22 protein-coding genes are annotated in these 22278 nt (G+C 63.4%); 9 read left to right on the forward strand and 13 right to left on the reverse strand.

All coding sequences use genetic code 11. The features are described 5' to 3' along the window. Nucleotides 1-17: 17 nt before the first annotated feature. Nucleotides 18-881: a MurR/RpiR family transcriptional regulator gene (locus BC360_RS23895; protein WP_065783226.1), complete on the reverse strand. Its 864-nt coding sequence runs from the start codon at nt 879-881 to the stop codon at nt 18-20. A 116-nt stretch (nt 882-997) separates the two neighbouring features. After that, complete coding sequence (locus BC360_RS23900) at nt 998-2128, reverse strand: Gfo/Idh/MocA family protein (protein ID WP_065783227.1); 1131 nt, start codon at nt 2126-2128, stop codon at nt 998-1000. A 275-nt stretch (nt 2129-2403) separates the two neighbouring features. On the opposite strand from BC360_RS23900, the gene BC360_RS23905 reads away from it, so the two are divergent. Continuing rightward, complete coding sequence (locus tag BC360_RS23905; RefSeq protein WP_065783228.1) at nt 2404-3210, forward strand: class II glutamine amidotransferase; 807 nt, start codon at nt 2404-2406, stop codon at nt 3208-3210. A gap of 212 nt (nt 3211-3422) precedes the next feature. Here BC360_RS23905 and coaBC read toward each other — a convergent pair whose 3' ends face one another. Continuing rightward, on the reverse strand, nt 3423-4643 hold the full coding sequence (coaBC, locus tag BC360_RS23910; RefSeq protein ID WP_065797131.1) for a bifunctional phosphopantothenoylcysteine decarboxylase/phosphopantothenate--cysteine ligase CoaBC: 1221 nt from the start codon (nt 4641-4643) through the stop codon (nt 3423-3425). 398 nt (nt 4644-5041) lie between these two features. Here coaBC and BC360_RS23915 point away from each other — a divergent pair, with 398 nt between their 5' ends. The 3 genes from BC360_RS23915 to BC360_RS23920 all read left to right on the forward strand — a co-directional run bounded on the left by BC360_RS23915 (nt 5042) and on the right by BC360_RS23920 (nt 7353). Then, nucleotides 5042-5221 (forward strand): hypothetical protein, encoded by a 180-nt coding sequence (locus tag BC360_RS23915; protein WP_065797132.1) that lies wholly within the window; start codon nt 5042-5044, stop codon nt 5219-5221. Nucleotides 5222-5385: 164 nt separating this feature from the next. Next, complete coding sequence (locus tag BC360_RS33000; protein WP_274533949.1) at nt 5386-5508, forward strand: hypothetical protein; 123 nt, start codon at nt 5386-5388, stop codon at nt 5506-5508. A gap of 231 nt (nt 5509-5739) precedes the next feature. Continuing rightward, a complete protein-coding gene (locus BC360_RS23920) occupies nt 5740-7353 on the forward strand; it encodes an ABC-F family ATP-binding cassette domain-containing protein (protein ID WP_065797133.1) in 1614 nt (537 codons plus the stop codon). A 37-nt stretch (nt 7354-7390) separates the two neighbouring features. Here the strand turns inward: BC360_RS23920 and BC360_RS23925 are convergent, their stop codons facing one another. The 5 genes from BC360_RS23925 to BC360_RS23945 all read right to left on the reverse strand — a co-directional run bounded on the left by BC360_RS23925 (nt 7391) and on the right by BC360_RS23945 (nt 11834). After that, nucleotides 7391-8356: a cation diffusion facilitator family transporter gene (locus BC360_RS23925; RefSeq protein WP_244512875.1), complete on the reverse strand. Its 966-nt coding sequence runs from the start codon at nt 8354-8356 to the stop codon at nt 7391-7393. Between the two features lie 100 nt (nt 8357-8456). Then, nucleotides 8457-9800: an MFS transporter gene (locus BC360_RS23930; protein ID WP_244512877.1), complete on the reverse strand. Its 1344-nt coding sequence runs from the start codon at nt 9798-9800 to the stop codon at nt 8457-8459. A gap of 206 nt (nt 9801-10006) precedes the next feature. Continuing rightward, on the reverse strand, nt 10007-10477 hold the full coding sequence (locus BC360_RS23935; protein WP_065797135.1) for a nucleoside deaminase: 471 nt from the start codon (nt 10475-10477) through the stop codon (nt 10007-10009). A 14-nt stretch (nt 10478-10491) separates the two neighbouring features. Beyond that, nucleotides 10492-11085, reverse strand: a complete 594-nt coding sequence (locus tag BC360_RS23940) for an ankyrin repeat domain-containing protein (RefSeq protein WP_065797196.1) — start codon at nt 11083-11085, stop codon at nt 10492-10494. Nucleotides 11086-11345: 260 nt separating this feature from the next. Continuing rightward, nucleotides 11346-11834: a GlcG/HbpS family heme-binding protein gene (locus BC360_RS23945; RefSeq protein ID WP_065783234.1), complete on the reverse strand. Its 489-nt coding sequence runs from the start codon at nt 11832-11834 to the stop codon at nt 11346-11348. Between the two features lie 131 nt (nt 11835-11965). Here BC360_RS23945 and BC360_RS23950 point away from each other — a divergent pair, with 131 nt between their 5' ends. Beyond that, nucleotides 11966-12826 carry a LysR substrate-binding domain-containing protein gene (locus tag BC360_RS23950; RefSeq protein WP_065783235.1) on the forward strand — a complete coding sequence of 287 codons (861 nt, stop codon included), beginning with the start codon at nt 11966-11968 and terminating at the stop codon, nt 12824-12826. Nucleotides 12827-12835: 9 nt separating this feature from the next. Here BC360_RS23950 and BC360_RS23955 read toward each other — a convergent pair whose 3' ends face one another. The 5 genes from BC360_RS23955 to ubiE all read right to left on the reverse strand — a co-directional run bounded on the left by BC360_RS23955 (nt 12836) and on the right by ubiE (nt 17418). Beyond that, nucleotides 12836-13615 (reverse strand): SDR family oxidoreductase, encoded by a 780-nt coding sequence (locus tag BC360_RS23955; protein WP_065783236.1) that lies wholly within the window; start codon nt 13613-13615, stop codon nt 12836-12838. A 287-nt stretch (nt 13616-13902) separates the two neighbouring features. After that, on the reverse strand, nt 13903-14160 hold the full coding sequence (locus tag BC360_RS23960) for a hypothetical protein (protein ID WP_065783237.1): 258 nt from the start codon (nt 14158-14160) through the stop codon (nt 13903-13905). A 168-nt stretch (nt 14161-14328) separates the two neighbouring features. Beyond that, complete coding sequence (locus BC360_RS23965; protein WP_065783238.1) at nt 14329-14838, reverse strand: GNAT family N-acetyltransferase; 510 nt, start codon at nt 14836-14838, stop codon at nt 14329-14331. A 224-nt stretch (nt 14839-15062) separates the two neighbouring features. Further along, the gene (ubiB, locus tag BC360_RS23970) at nt 15063-16637 is read right to left on the reverse strand and encodes a 2-polyprenylphenol 6-hydroxylase (protein ID WP_065783239.1); all 1575 of its coding nucleotides are present in this window, start codon (nt 16635-16637) and stop codon (nt 15063-15065) included. A gap of 4 nt (nt 16638-16641) precedes the next feature. Then, on the reverse strand, nt 16642-17418 hold the full coding sequence (gene ubiE / locus BC360_RS23975; RefSeq protein WP_065783240.1) for a bifunctional demethylmenaquinone methyltransferase/2-methoxy-6-polyprenyl-1,4-benzoquinol methylase UbiE: 777 nt from the start codon (nt 17416-17418) through the stop codon (nt 16642-16644). A 173-nt stretch (nt 17419-17591) separates the two neighbouring features. Between ubiE and mutM the strand changes: the two genes are divergently transcribed. The 4 genes from mutM (at nt 17592) to dnaA (ending at nt 22254) form a co-directional block, all read left to right on the forward strand. Beyond that, nucleotides 17592-18482: a bifunctional DNA-formamidopyrimidine glycosylase/DNA-(apurinic or apyrimidinic site) lyase gene (gene mutM, locus BC360_RS23980; RefSeq protein WP_065797136.1), complete on the forward strand. Its 891-nt coding sequence runs from the start codon at nt 17592-17594 to the stop codon at nt 18480-18482. A 53-nt stretch (nt 18483-18535) separates the two neighbouring features. After that, complete coding sequence (locus BC360_RS23985) at nt 18536-19309, forward strand: enoyl-CoA hydratase (protein ID WP_065797137.1); 774 nt, start codon at nt 18536-18538, stop codon at nt 19307-19309. A 192-nt stretch (nt 19310-19501) separates the two neighbouring features. Then, on the forward strand, nt 19502-19768 hold the full coding sequence (gene rpsT, locus BC360_RS23990) for a 30S ribosomal protein S20 (RefSeq protein WP_053248916.1): 267 nt from the start codon (nt 19502-19504) through the stop codon (nt 19766-19768). Between the two features lie 938 nt (nt 19769-20706). Continuing rightward, a complete protein-coding gene (gene dnaA / locus BC360_RS23995; protein ID WP_083222711.1) occupies nt 20707-22254 on the forward strand; it encodes a chromosomal replication initiator protein DnaA in 1548 nt (515 codons plus the stop codon). Nucleotides 22255-22278: the final 24 nt, after the last annotated feature.

A 22278-nucleotide genomic window follows, 5' to 3' on the forward strand; every position in this document is an offset into this window, starting at 1 on the left:
TTTTCATTCTATCAGTTCTATTCCGCCTTGGCCTCGTCGATCAGGCGGTGTCGCTTCTCGGCAATGGCGACCGTCAGCGCCATGGCGAAGGCCATGCTGGCGGAAAGCGAGCGGAAGCCGGCATGGTCCGCCTCGACCAGTTCGAACCAGACCTTTGAGGATTCGGCCAGCGGCGAGAACGCCGAATCGGTCAGCGACACCACCGGCACCTTGCGCTCGGCGAGCAGCCGCGCTTGGGCGGCACTTTCGGAGGCATAGGGCGAGAAGCTGACCGCAAATGCGGCGTCGTTCTTGCCGGCCATCGCCAGCATGTCGTCGTCGATGCCGGCGGCGGTGCCGACCAGCTGATACTTCACCCTCAGCTTGCCGAAGGCATAGGCCATGTAGCTGGAGATCGGATAGGAGCGGCGCTTGGCGATCAGATAGATCGTCTCGGCCTTGGCGAGGATATCGACGGCCCGCTCAAAGGCTTCCGGGTCGACCGAGGTTGCGATGTTGTCGAGCGATCGGTGGGCGGCGGCCACGAAACCGTTGAAGATCGAGCCGCTCTCGAGTTTGCTGTGTTCGTTCTCGCTGAGCGCCTTCAGCCGGTCCTCGTAGCCGGGCGTGCGCTCGCGCAGGCGGGCACGGAAAATCTGCTGCAGGCTGGAGAAACCCTCGAAGCCGAAGTGCTGGGCAAAGCGCACCAGGGTCGACGGCTGGACGTCGGCCGAGGTGGCGATGCTTGCGGCGGTGCCGAAGGCGATCTCGTCGGGATTGTCGAGCGAATAGGCGGCGACCTGCTTCAACCGTTTCGGCAGTTGTGCCTTCCGCTCCAGAATAACCGCCTTCAGCGCTTCGAAATCCTGCGGGACCTCCGTCGTCGTTTCAGGCGTTGCCATTCTTGTCCGTCTCCAGTCTGATCGTGTTGCGTTATGACCTCACATTAATCGATTAGCGACCGCTGGCATAGAACAGGCGTTCCATTTTCTGCCGTCTTTTCCATTCCGCCCTTTGGTCAGCCGATCTGGACCCATTCGTTGGTCTTTGCCGACTGATAGGTGGCCGAGAGGACCTTCTGTACCTCAAAGCCCTCGCGGAAATCGGTCGATGGCGATTTGCCCTTGGCGATCGCCTCCAGGAACTCGTTGACCTCGATGGCCTTCAGATCGTTGAAGCCGATCTGGTGGCCGGGTGCCACGCAGAAGGCGCCATAGGGCGGATGCTCGGGCCCGGCCCAGATGGTGCGGAAACCGCGGGTGCGGATATCGTCGCCGGTGTAATAGACGCGGATCTCGTTCAGGCGCTCCTGGGTGAAGACGATGCTGCCCTTGGAGCCGTAGATCTCGAAATCATGCTGCATCTTGCGGCCGGTGGCGATCCAGTTTGCTTCGAAGCTGCCGGTCGCGCCGTTTTCGAAGCGCACGAAGGCGCGGGTGATGTCGTCGACCTCGACGGCATGCATCTCGGTTGCTCCGCGCGAGACGGGACGTTGCGGGATCTGGATGATGGTTTCGGCCAGCACCGACCTGATCGGCCCGACCAGATGACGCATGGAGGCGATAATGTGGCTGCCGATATCGGCAAGTGCTCCGCCGCCGCTTGCCGGGTTCAGCCGCCAGCCCCACGGCACGGAGGCATCGGCCATGAAGTCTTCGGCATGGACGCCGCGCATGGAGCGGATCTCGCCGATCTCGCCGCTTTCGATGATGTCCTTGGCAAGGAAGATCAGCGGGTTCTTCAGGTAGTTGAAACCGACCTGGGTGATGACGCCGGCCTTTTCCGCAGCCGCGACCATCTCGGCGCAATCAGCGACCGTCGGTGCCAGCGGCTTTTCGCAATAGACATGTTTGCCATGGGCGATGGCCGCCAGCGCCATCTCCTTGTGCAGCAGGTTCGGCGTGGTGATGTCGATGATGTCGATGTCGGGATCGGTCAACAGTTCGCGCCAGTCCGTCGTCGCCTTGCGAAAGCCGAGACGCCGGCGCGCGTTTTCCGCGCTTTCGGTGGTCACGTCGGCAACCGAAACCAGGTCGAGCTCGAAGGGCAGGTCGAACACCCGCGCGGCGATGGTGAAGCCGAGCGCGTGCGCCTTGCCCATGAAGCCCGTGCCGATCAGGCCGACGCCCAGTTTTTTCTTGCTGCTCATGCCATTCCTCCGGGTCAATGACCTGTGTTGTGGCGCAGAATGAAATGAAATGTGCAACATTTGTCAATATGGAATATTTGTTCGAAAAGGCATCGAGGCCCTGAACGCCTTTGGCCTATGTGTCGGTCGAAGTCGTTCGATCGGTCGGTCGGATTAGCGTGCCCGTAGACCCTGGATGAATTTGTTAACGCATTTTTACCATGTTTCGTCGGAACATCCCTCATGGTTAACGAATCGCATCCGTATGAACGGGGCGAAGCCGGAGTGATTTCAGCATGTGCCGCTGGGCAGCCTATCGCGGGGAGCCGCTCTATCTCGAGGAACTGGTGACCTCTCCGGCGCACTCGCTGATCGAGCAGTCCCATTGCGCCACCCGCGCAAAGACGGCGACCAACGGCGACGGCTTCGGCATCGCCTGGTACGGCGATCACCCCGAACCCGGGCGCTACCGCGACATTCTTCCCGCCTGGTCCGACTGCAACCTGAAGAGCATCGCCCGGCAGATCCGCTCGCCGCTGTTCCTTGCCCATGTGCGCGCCGCGACCGGCGGCGGCACGCGACGCGACAACTGTCATCCCTTCGTCTTCGGCCGCTGGTCCTTCATGCACAACGGCCAGATCGGCGACTTCGAGCATTTGCGCCGGCCGATGGAGAGCATGCTCGACAACGATCTCTACTCGGCACGCACCGGCACGACGGATTCCGAACTTTTGTTCCTGCTCGCCATGCAGTTTGGCCTCGACCACAATCCGCTCGGCGCGATTGCCGAGGCGCTCGCCTTCGTCGAACAATTGGCATCGCATCTGGAGCGCCAGGTTCTGGTGCGCTTCACTGCCGCCTTTTCCGACGGCCACGATCTCTATGCGGTGCGCTATGCCTCGGACTGGAAGGCGCCGACGCTCTATGCGGCGCCGATGGGTCCGAGCGGCGGCTACTGTCTTGTCTCCGAACCGCTCAACGACGACGACAGCGCCTGGGTCGAGATCCCGGACGGCACGGCGGTGATCGTCGGCGAAAACGGCGTCGACGTTCGGCTGTTCTCGACTCAAGGGACGCCGGTGCGCAAGCATCGTTCGGCCTGAGCTGTTGCTTTCCGGATATCGCTGAGCAGTGACCAGCCCCTCATCCGGCTGCCGCCACCTTCTCCCCGTTTTGACGGGGAGAAGGAACGACGCTGCACTCACCCGCTCCTATCTGTTTGCTGCGAATGCTTCGCTCTCGCAGGGCAAGTCCCCTCGCCCCGCTTGCGGGGAGAGGGTTAGGGTGAGGGGCTTTTGCCCAATTGGGCGTTCGATCAGCCCCGTTCTTTTCGCTCCAGCTCGGCGGCGATCAGCGCCGCCAGCTTTTCGGCAACCGCTTCCTTGTCCATCTCCGGCCAGTCGTCGTTGCCGTCGGCCGAGATCAGCTTCACCCGGTTGCGATCGCCGCCCATGATGCCGGTCGCCGGCGAAACGTCGTTGGCGAGAATATAGTCGGCGCCCTTGCGTTCGAGCTTGGAGCGACCGTTGTCGGCGACATTTTCCGTCTCGGCGGCAAAGCCGACCACCAGCTTCGGCCGGTCGGCATGGTGGCCAACGGTCTTGAGGATGTCGGGGTTCTCGGCCAGTTGGAGCGGCGGCGGCGCTTCGCCCGGCTTCTTCTTGATCTTGTTGCCGGCGGCACTTGCCACCCGCCAATCGGCAACGGCCGCCACCATCACCGCGACGTCGGCGGGAAGGGCGGCGAGCACCGCGTCACGCATTTCCTCGGCGCGCTCCACATGGACCACCTTCACCCCCGATGGATCGGGGATCGTCACCGGGCCGGAAACCAGCGTCACCTCCGCACCCAGCTTGGCAAGTGCCGCGGCAATGGCGTGGCCTTGTTTACCCGAGGAGCGGTTGGCGATGTAGCGTACCGGGTCGATCGGCTCATGCGTCGGGCCCGATGTAACGACCGCCTTGCGGCCGGCAAGCGGCTTCGGGCCGCCGGAAAGCAGGCCTTCGACGGCAGCGACGATCGCCAGCGGCTCGCTCATCCGACCATCTCCGGCTTCGCCGCTTTCCGCCATTTCGCCAGCTTCCGGGCCGATGAAGCGGATGCCGTCTGAGGCGAGCGTCGCGCGGTTGCGCCGGGTCGCCGGATGCGCCCACATCTTCGGGTTCATGGCCGGCGCGACCAGCACCGGACGGTCGGTCGCCAACAGGATGGTCGAGGCAAGATCGTCGGCATGGCCGTTCGCCATCTTCGCCATCAGGTCGGCAGTAGCCGGGGCGACGACGATGAGATCGCATTCGCGCGCCAGCCGGATATGGCCGACGTCCTGCTCGTCCTCGCGCGAAAACAGGTCGAGATAGACATGCGAGGCGGAAAGCGCGCCGACGGCAAGCGGCGTCACGAACTGCTGTGCGCCGGCCGTCATGACGGGGCGGATGCTGGCGCCGCGCTCGCGCAGGCGGCGGATGAGGTCAAGGCTCTTATAGGCCGCGATGCCGCCGGAGATGATCAGGAGAATGCGCTTGCCCGACAGTGTCATCGCGTTTCGGCCCTGCGGCCGCCTTCTTCGCCGGAGCTTTTTCCGGTCCAGCCATGTTGTTCGACGGCATCCTTTCCGACGGGCTCGCCGACAGAGGGACACGGTTGGCCGCGACCCTACTTGAGCGCTTCATCGGGCGCAACGTGTCTGGCCGAACCCGGCAATAACAGGCGTGGCAGCGAGGACGCCGCATGCACGGCGAGGCATCGGGCAAGCATTGCACGGTGGCGGCAGATCACGCAATCCCGATGGCGCGCTGGCTGCGTTCGCTTCGAGCGGCGAATATCCCTTGGTATCTCGTAGCCGAAGGCGCATAGTACCGGCATCATCGACCGATCGAACGGGCGTCGGTGGCTGAGAGATCGTTACGCTTTCGCCCCAACAGAGGAGATCGCGTGATGCACCCCATCGATGGATTTCGGGGGCGACCGATCCTTCCCAAGGACTTCCCGATGATTGCCGATGTGTTTCGCGATGCCGCTCGGGTGCGATACCCGGCGCTCGACCGCGAAGAGGGCGAGGCGATCCTGGCCCGGCTCATGGACTTACACCACAGCTGTATCGAAAGTCGGCTGTAGGGAGTGGTCTTCGGATCTGGCATCCTCAACCGTCAAAGCGCGCCGTAGGAGCCGCTGCGGATTTGTGCACGGCCGGCACAGCGCACCTCACAAGACGACACGCAGGCGATCGCGTGGCCACGGCTCCAATGGCCGTTCGACATTTCGACGCCAGGGAGAATGCCATGCTTCATACCTTCGCAAGGTGTATTCGCCGCCATGACTACACGCTCGCGGCAATCAAGATGTCGCTCGTCCTGTCCCTGCTGATGATCGCGCTGATCACGCTGCACGGCCTCGTGTGGTAGTCGCCCAAAGGCGGCGCAACCCACCCGTGACGGGGCGCTCACGCGGGCGGGCCGTCCACGCCGTTCTTTCCAGTCCCCTCTCCAATCGGCCAGAGCCGAACTCCTTGCCTTGAAGAAAACACGATCGGTGCTATCTTCGCGCCGATAGAAATTACGGCAGGATACACGCATCGATGGATTTCCACCTGACAGCAAAGCCCACTCATTTTGCCATCAGGGAAATCCGTATCCATGCCTGTTTCGATCTCACTCTCCCATCTCAGCTGGTCCACGCCTGACGGCCGCGGCCTCTTTTCCGATCTGAACCTGAGGTTCGGCCCTGGCCGCTCTGGCCTTGTCGGGCGCAATGGCGTCGGCAAAAGCACGCTGCTGAAACTGATTGCCGGCACGCTCCGGCCGCAGGCCGGCACCGTCTCGCTTGGCGGCAGCCTCGGCATTCTGCGCCAGACGGTGCAGGTCGGCGAACAGGAGACCATCGCCGAACTCTTCGGCATTGCCGATGCCCTGGCACTGTTGCGCCGCGCGGAGGAAGGCAGCGCCAGCATTGATGAGTTGTCGATCGCCGACTGGACGCTGGAGGCGCGGCTGGCCGCCGCACTCGCCCGCCTCGGGTTGGAGGCGGAGGCACAGACGCTGCTTTCTTCGCTTTCCGGCGGGCAGCTGACCCGCGCCAAGCTGGCGGCGCTGGTTTTTGCCGATCCCGATTTCATTCTGCTCGACGAACCCACCAACAATCTCGATCGCGCCGGACGCGAGGCGGTGATCGAGCTGATGGCGAACTGGCGTGGCGGTGCCGTCGTCGTCAGCCATGACCGCGAGTTGCTGGACAGGATGGATTCGATCGTGGAACTCACCTCTCTCGGCGCCACCAGCTATGGCGGCAACTGGAGCCACTATCGCGAGCGCAAGGCGATCGAGCTCGCCTCCGCCCGGCATGATCTTGCCGACGCGGAGCGGCGCCTTGCCGAGGTCGACCGCAACACGCAGGAGACCGCGGAGCGAAAGGCCCGCAAGGATAGCGCCGGCCGCCGGAAACGCGCCAAGGGCGACCAGCCGCTACTGTTGCTGGATGCAAAGAAGGAACGCAGCGAAAAGACGGGCGGCGACAATGCGCGCCTTGCCGAACGTCGACGTGACCAGGCGCTCGGCGATCTCGCCACAGCCCGTGAGCGCATCGAGGTCCTCCAGCCGTTTTCGGTCCGGCTGCCTTCGACCGGGCTGCCGCCCGGCCGCATCGTTCTGCAGGTCGATGATGTCAGCGCCGGCTATGTCCCGGGCCGCCCTGTACTCGCCAACCTGTCCCTGACGATCGCCGGCCCGGAGCGGATGGCGATCACCGGGCGCAACGGCTCGGGCAAGACGACGTTTCTGTCGCTGATGTCAGGCAAGCTCGCTCCCTGGTCGGGCCAGGTGCGGGTTCTGGCTGATTTCACCATGCTGGATCAGCAGGTGAGCCTGCTCGATCCGGAGGTCTCGATCCGCGACAACTTCCGCCGGCTCAATCCCGGAGCAGGCGAAAATGCCTGCCGGGCGGCGCTCGCGCGGTTCATGTTCCGCGCCGACGCTGCCCTTCAGCGCGTTTCCAGTCTCAGCGGCGGGCAGATGCTGCGGGCCGGTCTTGCCTGCGTCATCGGCGGCGAAAGCCCGCCAGCGCTCCTGATCCTCGACGAGCCGACCAACCATCTCGACATCGATTCCATCGAGGCGGTGGAGGCGGGGCTGCGGGCCTTTGACGGTGCGCTCATTGTCGTCAGCCACGACGAGGCGTTTCTGGAGGCGATCGGGATAACGCGCCGGGTCGATCTGTCCGAGCCGTCGAAAGGCCGTCGCTCGACGGCGCGTTAGAAAGAGACGGTTTCGGGCGGCATGCCGATGGTGGGGGTTACTGCGCCCATTTGACGTCGCCGGTGAAGGCGATCGTCAGCCAGCGGTCGCGTCCCGCTTCGCCGATTTCCGCGCCGATCTCGGCGCGGATCGCATCGAGGCTGGAAAGTGTGTCCACCCGGGTTTCGGCCGATCCGATCAGGTAGATCTCGATCAGCCGTGCCCTGCCGACCTTGGCGACATAGGTGCGGTAATCGGAAAAGCCGTGGCGGGTGGCGGCGTTGCGTGCGGCTTCGCGCACCTTTTCGTCCAGCTCGGCCGGAGCGACCAGGAAGATTTCCTTCAATGCGGCATAGACCGTCTTCAGCGGAAGCGGGATCAGGCAAAGCGTCAGGACGACCAGGATTGCCGGGTCGGCATAGGGCGTCCAGCCTTCATAGGCGGTACCCTTCAGCATTGCGGCGACCACAAAGGCGACGAGCAGGGCTGCGGTGATCGTGCCCGACATCGCCCAGGCGCGCACGTCCAGAGCCAGGAACGCCGAGCCGATCGAACGGTTTGCCCGCCGACCGTAGAGGAACATCACGACGCAGATGACGACGACCACGGCGGCATAGGCGATCGCCCAGTCGAAGGCGAGTTCGCGACCGCCCGACAGCAGCGAGTCGACGGCGTTGATCAGCGCATAGAAAGAGAGCGTGGCGAGCAGGCCGGCGTTGAACAGCAGGACCATCGGCTCGATATGCCAGAAGCCCATCTGAAAGCGGCTGCTTTCCCTCGGGATCAGCCTTGTGACGCCCAGCGCGAGCAGCGTCATGGCCGCGTCGACGGCAGAAAACACCCCGTCAAACACGATCGACACCGATCCGGACAACAGGCCGAAGAGCACGCCTGTCGCACCGACGACGATGGTTGCGGCGATCGATCGCTTGAGGACTGTTTGTTCGGTGACGGTGATCACGCAGATGCGGGATGGTAGCGCTTCCGGCTGGGAAGCAAAAGCGACGGGAGCGCCGCCCTGCACTCACCTTGTCTGGCGCCAGGGACGCGATAGAGCAGCCCACGCGTGGACGACTACGAACGGGAATGCCGCCGCTTGCGTGGGTCAGTGTCGCCTTCCGGCCTTAAGCGAATTGACCGAGGCGTAGGAGATCCCCGCTGATGGCGCTGCCGTCAAGCGCGTCGGCACGTGCTGCTTGCGGGCGAGGCGGCGGCATGGAATTGCCGATCGCAAACAGAAGCGCGCTTGCCGCCGAAAGCAGTGCGAACAGCAGGAACATGCCGGTGCCGCCGATCGCACCAAGCGCAAGGCCGCCGATGAGCGGCCCGAGGAAATTGCCGACCGAAGACAGCGAATGCGCGCCGAAATAGGTGCCGCGGTTGCCGGCGTTCGAAATACCGTCGACCAGCACATATTCTGAGGGCACGACGAGCACCTCGCCGATCGTGAAGAGGATCATCGAGGCGACCAGCATTTCCATGCCGGACGAAACTGCAAACCCGATTTCACCCAGCAGGAACAGCAGGCAGCCGAGCGATAGCGCCCGCAGTGCGCCGATCCTTTCGATCACGAAGCGGGCAGGCGTGCTGGCAATCAGCACCGTTGCGGCGTTGGTCGAGACAAGGAGGGCGAAGAGGGTGACGCCATCTTCGAAGCCGGTGTTGAGGTATTGCGACAAGGTCACCGACCACTGACCGTGCACGGCCAAAAGCAGGGTACCGCCGATGACGAAGAAGACCAGTCGGCGGTCGCGCAGGGCGGCGACAAGCCCGCGCCAGTCGCCGGCAGCACGCGATGCCGCACCAGTCTCTTCTACCTGCCTGCTGCTTGCTTCGGGCACAGTGAAGAACAGCACGAGGCCGAAGGCGGCGTGCATCATGCCGGCAATGACGAACAGCGTCGAATAGGCGGTGCCGACCCATACGCCAATCAACGGCCCGATGGCCCAACCGGCATTGATCGCGAGATAGCGCCAGGAAAACACGCGCAGGCGCAGATGCGCCGGCGCGGCATCGCTCATCAATGCGCGCGAAACCGACTCATAGACGGCGGCCGCGACGGCAGAGACGATATGCGCCAGCGCGAAGGCGGAAATTGACTGTGCCAGTCCGAGCCCGGCCAGTGCCAGTCCGGCCATGAAAAGCGCTGCGGTCAGCACGCCCTTTCGACCGATCCGATCGGAGAGGGTTCCGGCAAACGGACTGACGATCGCACCGAGCAGCGGGCCGGCGCCAATCAAGGCGCCGATGCCTGCCGGACCCAAGCCGAAATCGCGCTGCAGGCGGATCGCGAGGAAGGTGAGACTCATGCCCTTGGCGATGGTCACCACGCCGGAACCGGCGATGAGAAGCAGCGCAATCAGACGGCCCGCGCGTTCGGAATAGGCATTCATCGCAGACACCTGCAGGCTGGAGCCGCCGATGTTCGATGTGGAACGCTGGGCGGCAAAGAGGGAGGGAAATCTCACCTTGGCGATTACACCCGTCGCGTGTGCGCGGCAAGAGCGTGGTTGTCGGGCAACCATCGTCCGGCGTGAGCAGACGGTTTGTCCTGGTATCCCATTCGCCTCTGCCGCGCCGGTTCGCCCGGCGGAAAATATCAACGGCGGCCACTGCCCTGGCCGCCGCAGGGGTCTGACAATAGGTGGCCGAGCTGATCGGTATCGGCCGCCGGTCAGTCCTTTTTCTGCTGTTGCTGCCATGTCGCATAGAGCGGTGTCGCATCGGTCTCGTCGACCGGCACATGGCGGAAGCGCATGGACTGCTCGTCCAACGGTTTTGCCAGTTCGGCATAGATCGCCGCCGTCGACAGGCCGTAGGGTTCGGCGTCGGCATTCGAGTGGGCGTAGGCGATCTCGGTGATGCCGGCCATGCGCATGGCCGCAAGGCACATCGGGCAGGGCTGGCCGCTGGCATAGACGGCAACGCCGTCAAGGCGGGGAGAGCCGAGGCGCTTTGCCGCCAGGCGAAGGGCGTTCATCTCGGCATGCGATGTCGGATCGCCGGTCTCAAGCATCTGGTTGACGCCGCCGGCAATCACCTCGCCGTTTCGAACGGCGACCGCGCCGAAGGGGCGGCCACCGTTTTCGATGTTGGCGCGGGCAAGGGCGACGGCCTCGCGGAGAAAACGTTTTTCCTTTTCCATGTCCCCTCCGGTTTTCAACGGGCGCCGGCGGCGACGAGCAGCTTTTCGATTCCGCCGTAGCCGCGCTGCCGGGCGTGGTTGAGCGGGCTAACGCCCTCGCCATCGGCAAGATTGACGTTCGCGCCAGCGTCGATCAGCAACCGGACGATCTCCGTGTGCTTTTCGCCGCCGGTACCCAGGATGATGGCCTCGATCAGCGCCGTCCAGCCGAGCCGATTGACGTGATCGACATCGACGCCGGCCTCGATCAGCGTCTTCACGGTCTCGACGTGGCCGCGTTCGGCCGCGGGGATCAGCGCCGTGCCGCCGTAACGGTTGGTGCTTTTCAGGTCGGCGCCGCTGGCAAGCGTCAGTTTCAGGATTTCGAGATGGCCGCGCGCGCCGGCATAAAGGTATGGACTGTCCTGGATCCTGTCCTTCGCATTGACATCTGCGCCGGCGTCGATGAGCGCGCGTGCCGCGTCGATGTGGTTCTCATGCGTGGCGATGAGCAAGGCGGTCGCGCCGTTTTCGTCGCGCGCGTCGAGCGTTGCTCCGCGCTTGATCAATTCACGCAGTTCGGCGGCATTGCCGGCTTCGGCAGCGGCAATCATTTCGTTTTCAAGCATGGCGGCTCCAGCAGAGGCGGGAAGAAGGGCTGAGGCGAACAGTGCAGCCCCGAGCAGCCACCCGATCGATGGTGGTTTCATGGTCCTCGTTCCGTTCGTGCGGTCGGCCAGGCGCATGTTGCCCGACCGACCGAAGTGCATAGTTCCTGAGATCGGCGCCGACCCAGGCACAAGATTATGCAGCAGGTTTCAGGCGCGACAGCGCCCTTCGCGCGTCATGACCGACGCGGGGGCGCTGCAGCGGATTCCGGTCTCAACCGTTACTTGAGCTGATCCTTGACCTTTTCAAGGGCCGAAAGGGCGCAGGCCTCATCGAGGTTGCCGCCCGGCGCGCCGCCGACGCCGATGGCGCCGATCGTCTCGTCGCCGGCCTTGATCGGCACGCCGCCTGCAAGCACCAGGAAACCGTCGATCGAGGTGAGTTCGGCGGCAGCCGGGTTCTTCTGGATGTTCTCGGCCATCTTGCTGGTCGGCGTGCGCGACGAGGCGGACGTGAAGGCCTTGGCACGGGCGGCATCGACGGTGTGCGGGCCGGCGCGATCGGCGCGCTGCAGGGCGCGCAGGACACCGGCGCGGTCGACCACCGCTGCCGTCACGTTGTACTTGTCGGCCGCGCAGGCTTCGACCGCGTGGCTGGCGATCGAAACGGCGAGATCGAGCGGCATGTTGCGCTCCTGCAGCAGGTCGGCTGCGGCCGGAGCGGCAAGGCCAAGTACGGCGGCAAAGGCAAGGGTGGTCTGGTATTTCATGATCGGGTCCTTCCGATGTGGCATGTCGCCGGACGTGTCCCGCGCCCGGCATGGTCCCCTCTTCGGCGCGGACCATAGGGGGTCGACTTTCCATCTGGAAATTAAATGTATGGATGCTAATAAGTCGAATTATGAATAGTTCTCTTTTCGATCTGGATCTGCTGCGCGCCTTTGTGGTGGTGGCCGATTGCCAAGGGTTCACGGCCGCGGCCGCAAGGCTGCATTCCACGCAATCGACAGTCAGTCAGAAGGTGTTGCGCCTCGAGGATCTGGCAGGCCACCGTCTGTTCGAGCGCAGCCACCGGCAGGTGCGCCTGACGGAGGCCGGCGAACAATTGATCGGCTATGCCAGGCGCATGCTGGCATTGAACGCGGAGGCACAGGAGCTTCTTTCCGGTGCCTCGGTGGCCGCCGCCTTGCGCCTTGGCCTGCCGGAGGACTTTGCCGCAGGGCGAACGACCCGCATGCTGGCGGATTTTGCCCGGGTGCATGGCGATGTGAAGCTCGAAGTGACGAGCGGCCTCAGTCGCGATCTGCGGGCACTCTATGAGCGCGGCGAGCTGGATGTCGTCGTCGTCAAGCAGCGCCGCAGCACCGGCGAAGCCGTCAGGCGCTGGGCCGAAACCCTGTGCTGGATCGACAGCGCCGCCTATCCGACGCTTGATGCCGAGCCCTTGCCGCTCGTCGTCTTTCCGCCGCGCGGTCTTTACCGGGACGACATGGTTGCGGCGCTGGAAGCAGGCGGCCGGCGTTGGCGCATCAGCTATACCAGCTCCAGCCTCGCCAGCATCCAGGCGGCTGTCGCCGATGGCCTCGGCGTCAGCCTGCTGCCGTCGCGCGTCGTCAACGATCGCCACCGCATCGTCAAGCCGAAGGACGGACTTCCGGCGATCGAGACGATGGAGATCGCACTCCATCATCGTCCGGAGGCGGGTCCGCTGGTGATCGCGCTGGCGAGCGATCTCGCAAAACTGATCGGCGAAGGCGGTTGATGCCGTGCCTCAGAGCATCGAGCGGCTGAGGCCGCCGTCGACGGGAAGCGCCACGCCGGTGACATAGGCCGCGGGCCTGCCAGCCAGAAATGCAGCGGCAGCGCCGAATTCCGCCGGCGTTCCGTAGCGGCCGATCGGAATATCCGCCTGGCTGCGCGCGGCAATCGTCGCGATGTCGACCCCTTCGCTCTCGGCATCCATGCGGTCGAAGCTCAAGGTACGGTCGGTCGCCAGCCGCCCCGGCAACAGCATGTTGACGGTCACGCCATCGGCCGCGACTTCGCCGGCAAGTGTCTTCAGCCAGCCGGCAACGGCACTTCGAAGCGCGTTGGAGGCGGTCAGGCCCGGGATCGGTTCGCGGATGCTGGTCGAGGCGACGGCGATGATGCGGCCAAAACCACGCTCCCTCATGCCGGGCAGGACCCGGCCGGTGATGCGCATGCCGGCCAGAACCATGGTCTCGAACTGCGTCCGCCAGAAATCCGGTTCGATCGCCGACGCAAGCGACGGCGGCGGTCCGCCGCCGTTGAGGACGAGAATGTCGATCGCGCCGAAATCGGTTGCGAGCCGATCGAGCAACGCATCAAGGCTCTCGGGTCTGGAGAGATCGAGTGCAAAACCGCGGGCGCTCGGGCTGATCTCGGCCGAGACCTTTTCGGCGGAGGCACTGTCGCGACCGGTCAGAGCGACGGCAACGCCTTCGGCTGCGAGCGCTTCGGCAATGCCGCGTCCAAGCCCCTTGCTGCCGCCGAGCACGAGTGCCTTTTTCCCTGTGATGCCGAGGTCCATTTCTGTGTTCCTTCCCATGCGATTTCCGTTGTTGCTTTTGGAGCCCGGCGGCGACGCGGCGTCAATGGGGTAGGTGGATGGGGGGCGGCAAATCGGAGGGAAGATGACGAGGACCGGACGTTACAGCGCCGCGCGTCAAACATGACGCGCTAAGGACGCTGTAACACTTTAAACTTGCTGCATAATTTGATCCTTAAATCGATTCCGATTTAAGGAATTATGCAGTAAAAAGCCCGGCCGGAAACCAACCGGGCTTCGTGCCCCTCGCCCCTTGCCCCTTGCCGCCGTTAGCGGCAGACGCGGATACGCTCGTAATAGACGTTGCCGTAATGATCGTAACGCCTGACCTTCTTGATGAAGCAATAGGGCCGATACTCGTAGTAGCCGCCGCCATAATAGCCGTCGACATAACCGATCTGGCCGCGCCAGCCATGGCCGTAGTAGCCGTTGCTGAAGCCGATCGTTACGCCGCCAGCCTGCGATGGCGCGGCAAAGGAAACGGCTGCGGTGATTGCGACGGCCGCTGCGATGATGATCTTGCGCATGGTGTTCTCTCCTCCGGTGATTGGGATGAACTCCCGTCATCCATGAGGAGAAGATCGCATGGGGCCGACATATTCGCAGTTCCGAATGGAACATGGGTTGCAGGCGGCGGCAGAATTGCAAGTTCTGCTGCCGCCTGCTCACCACTTGGACGCACCGTCCGGTCGCGGTCAGGCACGAATGCGGGCCATCGCCAGGACGTCGGCAAGCACGCCGTTGCGCAGCGCATAGGCCCTGTGCGTGCCTTCGGGTTCGAAGCCGGTCTTGCGATATAGCGCGATCGCCGCCTCGTTGTCGGTGAAGACGGTCAGCTCGATGCGGCTGATGCCGAGCCAGTTGTCGGCAGCATCGATCAGCGATGTAAGCAACGCCTTACCGATGCCTTCGCCACGATGGTTGTCATCGACGCTGATCCCGAGCATGGCGGAGTGACGCCTGCGCCCCTTGTTGCGATGGAGACCGGCCATGCCGACAATTCGGCCGTCGCGCTCGGCAACGATCACCGTGTCGTCCTCCGACAGGCCCTCCATCCACTTGCGTGTCTGCTCCGGGGTCGAATAGGGCAGTCTGAGCGTGCCGGAGCGGATGCCCGGCTGGCTCATCAGCGCGGCGATCGCTTCCCAATCGACGATGCGCGCCGCTCGGATCTTGAGTATCGGGGAGGTGTTGGCTTCGGTCATTGTTTCCTCTCTGGCTCTTGGGCCTCCGAGGAAACAGGACCAAACCCTGCTCGCCTCGGCAGGGTTGGTCGGGGGACAGTCCGCTTAACGCACGTGGTCTCCCGCACACCCCAGGGTATGCGTGCAAAGCACCAATGCGAGCATCGAACGATTGTCCATGCCGGAACGATAACAAGCGGGAGTGGAATTGCAAGCCGGTTTCGCGACCCGAATGCAGATGGCGCTCAGGTGACCTGCCAGGCGATGTAGATCAGCGTGGCGGCGATCAACCACAGCGCCACACGGCCGGAACGCGTGTGGCGTGCCTCGGCCTTGCCGATGGCATGCGCCGTCTCGGCATCGAAGCGCAGGCCGTTTTCGCCCATGGCCATGATTTCGCTGGAGAATTTTTCCGTGCGGGCAGCGATTTCCGGCACCGCTTCCGCCAGCCGAAGCGCCGCATGCAGGCCGTCGCGCAGATCGGTGACGATGCGCTTCGGCCCGAGATTGTCGCGGATCCACTTGCCGACGACGGGCTCGGAGGCCTTCCACATGTTGAAACGCGGATTGAGCGTGCGGGCGACGCCCTCGACGACGACCATGGTCTTTTGCAGCATGACGAGCTCCGGCCGTGTCTGCATGTCGAAGAGTTCGGTCACTTCGAACAGCAGGGTCAGCAGCTTCGCCATCGAAATGGTTTCCGCCGGCTGGCCGTGGATCGGCTCGCCGATGGCGCGGATCGCCTGGGCGAAGCTTGCCGCGTCGTGATGCGCGGGCACGTAGCCCGCCTCGAAATGCACATCGGCGACGCGCTGGTAGTCCCGGGTGATGAAGCCGAACAGGATTTCCGCGAGGAAACGGCGTTCCTTCCTGCCGAGGCGGCCGACGATGCCCATGTCGACGGCAACGATATGGCCGGCATCGTCGACGAAAAGGTTGCCCTGGTGCATGTCGGCATGGAAAAAGCCGTCGCGTAGCGTGTGGCGCAGGAACGACTGGATGAGCGTTTCGGCCAGCGTATTGAGGTTGTGGCCGGCGGCTTTCAGTCCGTCGATGTCCGACATCTTGACGCCGTCGATCCATTCCATGGTGACGACATCGCGGCCGGTTCGTTCCCAGTCGACCTTCGGCACGCGGAAGCCGGAATCGTCCTTGGTGTTCTCGCCAAGCTCGGAAAGCGCTGCCGCCTCGAGCCGAAGATCCATTTCGACTTTGGTCGTCTGCTCGATCGTCTTGGTGACTTCGACCGGCTTCAGTCGCCGCGTATAGGGCAGGAAACGCTCCTGCATGTGGCTGACGAGATACATCGCCTCGATGTCGGAGGCGAAGCGCTGACGAATGCCGGGACGGATGACCTTGACTGCGACCTTCTCGGGCTTGCCGTCGCGCATGACGACGGCGGGATGCACCTGGGCGATCGAGGCGGCCGCCATCGGCTCGGAAAATTCAGCGTAGAGGTCGTCGACCTTACGGCCGAGCGACCCTTCGATCGCGGCCTTGGCCGCGCTTTGCGGGAAGGTCGCCATGCGGTCCTGCAGAAGCGACAGGTCGGCGGCAAACTCCGCGCCGACGACATCGGGACGGGTGGCCAGGAACTGGCCGATCTTCACATAGGAGGGCCCGAGACGGGCAACGGCGCGCGACAGCCGGTCGCTGCGCTCCTCGCCGGCCACCTTGCGGCGGGCGAAAAGTCCAGCTGCCTTCTGGGCGAAGCGGGCAAAGGGCGGCAGGTGTTCGGCCGGGATCGCGGAGACGACGCCTTCGCGCACAAGAACCCAGCCGATCCGCGTCAGGCGGACATATGCTCCAGCTGTACTCATAAGATCAGATTTTCCAGCCGGAATGCAGCGCTGCGATGCCGCCGGTGTAATTGGTGAAGGAGACACGGGAGAAGCCGGCCTCCTTGATCATGGCGGCAAAATCGCGCTGGTTCGGGAACTTGCGGATCGATTCCACCAGATACTGATAGGGCGCCTCGTCGCCGGTAATGAGCTTGCCGAACTTCGGGATCGCGTTGAACGACCAGGCGTCGTAGAAGCGGTCGAGAAGCGGCATCTCCACTTCGGAGAATTCGAGCACCAGCAGACGGCCGCCGCGCTTCAGCACACGATAGGCTTCCTTCAGCGCGACATCGATGCGCGGCACGTTGCGGATGCCGAAGGCGATGGTATAGGCGTCGAAGGAATTCGCCTCGAACGGCAGTTCTTCGGCATTGGCCTCGACGAAATCGAGGTTGGCCGAGAGCTTCTTCTTTTCTGCCCGCTCTGCACCGACGGCGAGCATCGAGCCGTTGATGTCGAGAACGGTCGAATGCGCCTTGCGGTCGGAGGCTTCGATGATGCGGAAGGCGATATCGCCGGTGCCGCCGGCAACGTCGAGCGTTCTGTAGCCCTCGCGGCGCGGCGGATTGAGTGCGGCGATCATCGCATCCTTCCAGGCGCGGTGCAGCCCGGCCGACATCACGTCGTTCATGATGTCGTAGCGCTTGGCCACCTTGTGGAAGACGTCGTTGACGAGCGGCTGCTTTTCGCCCGTACCGACGTTGCGGAAACCGAAGGAGGTTTCCATGCCGCCATTGGCCGATACCCGCTGATCCGTCATACGAAGAACTCCACCTGAACCAATTTTACCGGCACCATAGCGAAATCGCCCGGCCCGCGCTATCTCGGGGACGGGGCCATGGCTGCGGCATAGCGCACCCTATAGGATAAGTAGGCCGCCAAGGAAATGCCAACCGCCGGGCTTGTGGTGGTTAAGAAAGAAGGAGACGACGCATGCCGGAATTGCCGGAGGTCGAAACGGTCAAGCGGGGTCTGGCGCCGACGATGGAAGGGGCGTTTATCGTCAATGCCGAGCTGCGTCGGCCAGACCTGCGTTTTCCCTTTCCAGCCAATTTTACGGCAACCGTTACCGGCCAGCGCATCGTCTCGCTGTCGCGCCGAGCGAAATACCTGATGATCGATCTCGAAGCCGGCGACGTCATCATTGCCCATCTCGGCATGTCGGGCTCGTTCCGCATCGAACAGGGTGCGCTGCCGGCCACGCCGGGCGAGCTTCACCATCCGCGCGGCAAGGATGAAAAACACGATCATGTGATCTTCCATCTCGAAGGTGCCGCCGGCCCGGCCCGCGTCATCTATAACGATCCGCGCCGTTTCGGTTTCATGGATCTGGCCCGCCGCGACACGGTCGCCGCGCATGCCTTCTTCCGCGCGCTCGGCGAGGAGCCGACCGGCAATGCGCTCGACGCCGCCTATCTCGCCGGGCGCTTCGCCGGCAAGGCGCAGCCGCTGAAGGCAGCGCTGCTCGACCAGAAGAATATTGCCGGCCTCGGCAATATATATGTGTGCGAGGCGCTCTGGCGCTCGCGATTGTCGCCGCTGAAGCCGGCCGGCGCGCTGGTCGACAGCCAGGGTGGGGCCAAGCCGGAGCTGCAGGGCCTGACCGTCGCAATCCGCGAGGTCATTGCCGACGCCATCGCCGCGGGCGGCTCGTCGCTCAAGGATCATATCCAGGCCGACGGGTCGCTCGGCTATTTCCAGCATTCCTTTTCCGTCTACGACCGGGAAGGGGAGGCTTGCCGCACGCCGGGTTGCGGCGGTACGGTCGCCCGCATCGTGCAGGCGGGACGCTCGACGTTCCATTGCCCGCGCTGCCAGAAATGAACATCCGGGTCCTGCCGGGCCCGGTCGCTGACACGAATTCGGAGGAGACGAGAATGAGTTACGAGACGCTGCTGGTCGAGACGCATGGACGCGTGGGCCTGGTCACGCTCAATCGCCCGCAGGCGCTGAATGCGTTGAACTCGACCGTTATGCGCGAGCTCGCCGCTGTGCTGAAGGCATTCGATGCCGACAAGGCGATCGGCGCCGTCGTCATCACCGGTTCGCAGAAGGCCTTTGCTGCCGGCGCCGACATCAAGGAAATGCAGACGCTCGAATTCGTCGAAAGCTATCTCGGCGATTTCATCGGCGGCTGGGATCAGGTGGCGGCCGCCCGCAAGCCGGTCATTGCGGCCGTTTCCGGCTATGCGCTCGGCGGCGGGTGCGAATTGGCCATGATGTGCGACTTCATCATCGCCTCCGAGACGGCAAAGTTCGGTCAGCCGGAAATCACCCTCGGCGTCATCCCGGGCATGGGCGGGTCGCAGCGTCTCACCCGTGCCGTCGGCAAGGCGAAAGCGATGGATCTGGTGCTGACCGGACGGATGATGGACGCGACCGAGGCGGAACGCGCAGGACTCGTTTCGCGTGTGGTCGCGCCGGAGAAATTGATGGAGGAGGCGCTGGCCGCGGCCGAGAAGATCGCATCGTTCTCGCTGCCGGCGGTGATGATGGCCAAGGAGGCGGTCAATCGCTCGCTGGAGGTTACGCTTGCCGAAGGCCTGCGGTTCGAACGCCGGCTTTTCCATTCGCTCTTTGCCACTGAAGACCAGAAGGAAGGCATGGCCGCCTTTGCGGCGAAGCGCAAGGCGGAGTTCAAACACAGGTAGATCAAGGGGCGACGCGCAGTTTTCTCCAAATTGCGCGTTGACGGGGCGGCCGTTTCTCGCTATATGCCGCCCTCAGTTTGGAACGCCAAATCTGGGCTTTCCGATAATGCTCCCGAATTGCTTTGATGACAGGTCGCAGTGACCCGGCACGGCGAGGGCGGAGTTCATGTCAGTTTTCGAAGAGAGGCATCAATGGCCAATACAACTTCGGCGAAAAAGGCGACCCGCAAGATCGCACGCCGCACTGCAGTGAACAAAGCCCGTCGTTCGCGCGTCCGTAACTTCGTCCGCAAGGTCGAAGAAGCGATCGCAACCGGCGATCAGGCAGTCGCAGCCGCCGCTCTGAAGGCCGCTCAGCCCGAGCTGATGCGCGCTGCCACCAAGGGCGTGCTGCATTCCAACACCGCTTCGCGTAAGGTTTCGCGCCTTGCACAGCGCGTGAAGGCGCTGTCGGCCTAATCCGGCTAATAAAAATCTGTTAATTGAGAGCCCGGCCCTTGCGCCGGGCTTTTCCGATTCATACATGTGTCATGGCGATGGTTAACTTGCGCGACCTTTCTCGTGTCAATGCGATGACAGAGTTTCTCTAGCTATTTCAATCGCTTACGAGAGGTCCTTGGCAAAGGCACGTCTCTGGCTGGGGGTCTTCTGGGCCCGTAATGAGTCAAGCGAATTTTTATTTTTTTTCTTTTTCGCCAGCTAATCAAAGAGCTGAAAATCAAAACCCTTGATTCAAAAGCGATTCTTCCCGGACTCGGATTGCGGCAAGCAAAAGGCGGCATGAGAGTCAACGGGCAGCGCTTAAGGTTGCGTAAAAATCGCGATTGATCTTGCCCATCGATCCTGCCTAAATGCCCTCCACAGGGGACACGGACCATATCTGTAAAGGGAAGTGCGGAGGCCATTTCAACGAGATGGTTTCAGGCTTTCTGTTCCCTGTATCAGGGCGGCTCCACGTCGTTCAATCAGACAAGTCGAGAACGAAAAACCGGATGGATCAGCCATTCCGGACGAGGACCTTTCGACCTTTGGTTGCCGGCGGTGCCGCTCCTCAAAGTCAGGTGCAAGCGGTGCCTGACGAGAGGTGGAATCCAGCGCTCGGCTGTCCGCTTCGTACGAGGGTGCGAGACAGTTGTTGACGATGAGGAGGATCCGGCACGGTCCAGGGCGGACCGGGGGATTTGTTGACGATGAGGCGTGAGGGGACATCAGCCGGCCGATGAGGTCTGGCAGATGCGCGTAGCGCGCAGCCGGTCGGGAGATGAGGAGCCCGGTTGGACTGCGACTGTGACGTTCGGTGAAGCGGCATGTCCTCGATGAGGAAGCCGGGGGTGCCGGGCATACGAGATGGGGCCGGCAGAGATGACGGCGTCTGAACATAATTGGAAGGCGGCAACATGCAGATGAATTTGGCGACGGCGGCGGGCGCATTTCAAAAGGACGGCGATTCATTTCAAGCCGGAAGCAATCTATCTCAGGCGGCGGGAGATAAGCACGACATGAGGCATGACGCACTGTTCGAGCGGGTAAGTGCGCGTTTGAAAGCCCAGGTCGGTCCCGATGTCTTCGCTAGCTGGTTTGGGCGTCTGAAGCTGCATTCGGTATCCAAGAGCGTCGTGCGTCTCTCGGTGCCCACGACATTCCTGAAGTCCTGGATCAACAACCGCTATCTCGATCTCATCACCCAGATCTTCCAGCAGGAAGACGGCGAAATCTTGAAGGTGGAGATCCTGGTGCGTACCGCCACCCGTGGCGCCCGTCCGGCTTCACAGGAAGAGACGCTGCCGCAGGCGACTGAAACGGCTCCTGCAGCGCCGGCACGGCGCCCGGCCGCGGCTCAGTCCGTGGCCTCGGTCGCAGCCGCCACGGTCGCCAGCGTTCAACGGCCGACCCAGGCGCCGCTTTTCGGCTCTCCGCTTGATCAGCGCTATACCTTCGACAGCTTCGTCGAAGGTTCTTCCAACCGTGTTGCCCTTGCAGCCGCCCGCACGATCGCCGAGGCCGGCGCCGGTGCTGTGCGCTTCAACCCGCTTTTCATTCATTCGAGCGTCGGGCTCGGCAAGACCCACCTTCTGCAGGCGATCGCTATCCAGGCGCTGCAGAGCGCCCGGGCGCCGCGCGTCGTCTATCTGACGGCCGAATACTTCATGTGGCGCTTTGCTACCGCGATCCGCGACAATGACGCGCTGTCGCTGAAGGAATCGCTGCGCAACATCGATCTGCTTGTGATCGACGACATGCAGTTCCTGCAGGGCAAGTCGATCCAGCACGAGTTCTGCCACCTGCTCAACATGCTGCTCGACTCGGCCAAGCAGGTCGTCGTCGCCGCCGACCGCGCCCCTTGGGAGCTGGAATCGCTCGATAGCCGCGTTCGTTCGCGTCTCCAGGGTGGTGTCGCCATCGAAATGGACGGCCCGGACTACGACATGCGCCTCGAAATGCTGAAGCGTCGCCTCGACTCTGCCCGTCAGGACGACACCTCGCTTGACATTCCCGGCGATATCCTGAGCCATGTTGCGCGCAACATCACGGCCAGCGGCCGCGAACTCGAAGGCGCCTTCAACCAGCTGCTTTTCCGTCGGTCGTTCGAGCCGCAGCTGTCGATCGAACGGGTCGACGAACTGCTCGGCCATCTCGTCAACGCCGGCGAGCCGCGCCGCGTCCGCATCGAGGACATCCAGCGCGTCGTCGCCAAGCACTACAATGTTTCGCGCCAGGAACTGGTTTCGAACCGCCGTACCCGCGTCATCGTCAAGCCGCGCCAGATCGCCATGTATCTGTCGAAGACGCTGACGCCGCGGTCCTTCCCGGAAATCGGCCGTCGCTTCGGTGGCCGCGACCACACGACCGTTCTGCATGCCGTCCGCAAGATCGAGGAGTTGATCTCCGGCGATACCAAGCTCAGCCACGAGATCGAGCTTCTGAAGCGCCTGATCAACGAATAGGCGACGGATTTGCTCTCTGATTAC

This window comes from Ensifer sp. LC163 (assembly GCF_001695855.1).
In the GTDB taxonomy this organism is placed as follows: Bacteria; Pseudomonadota; Alphaproteobacteria; order Rhizobiales; family Rhizobiaceae; genus Ensifer.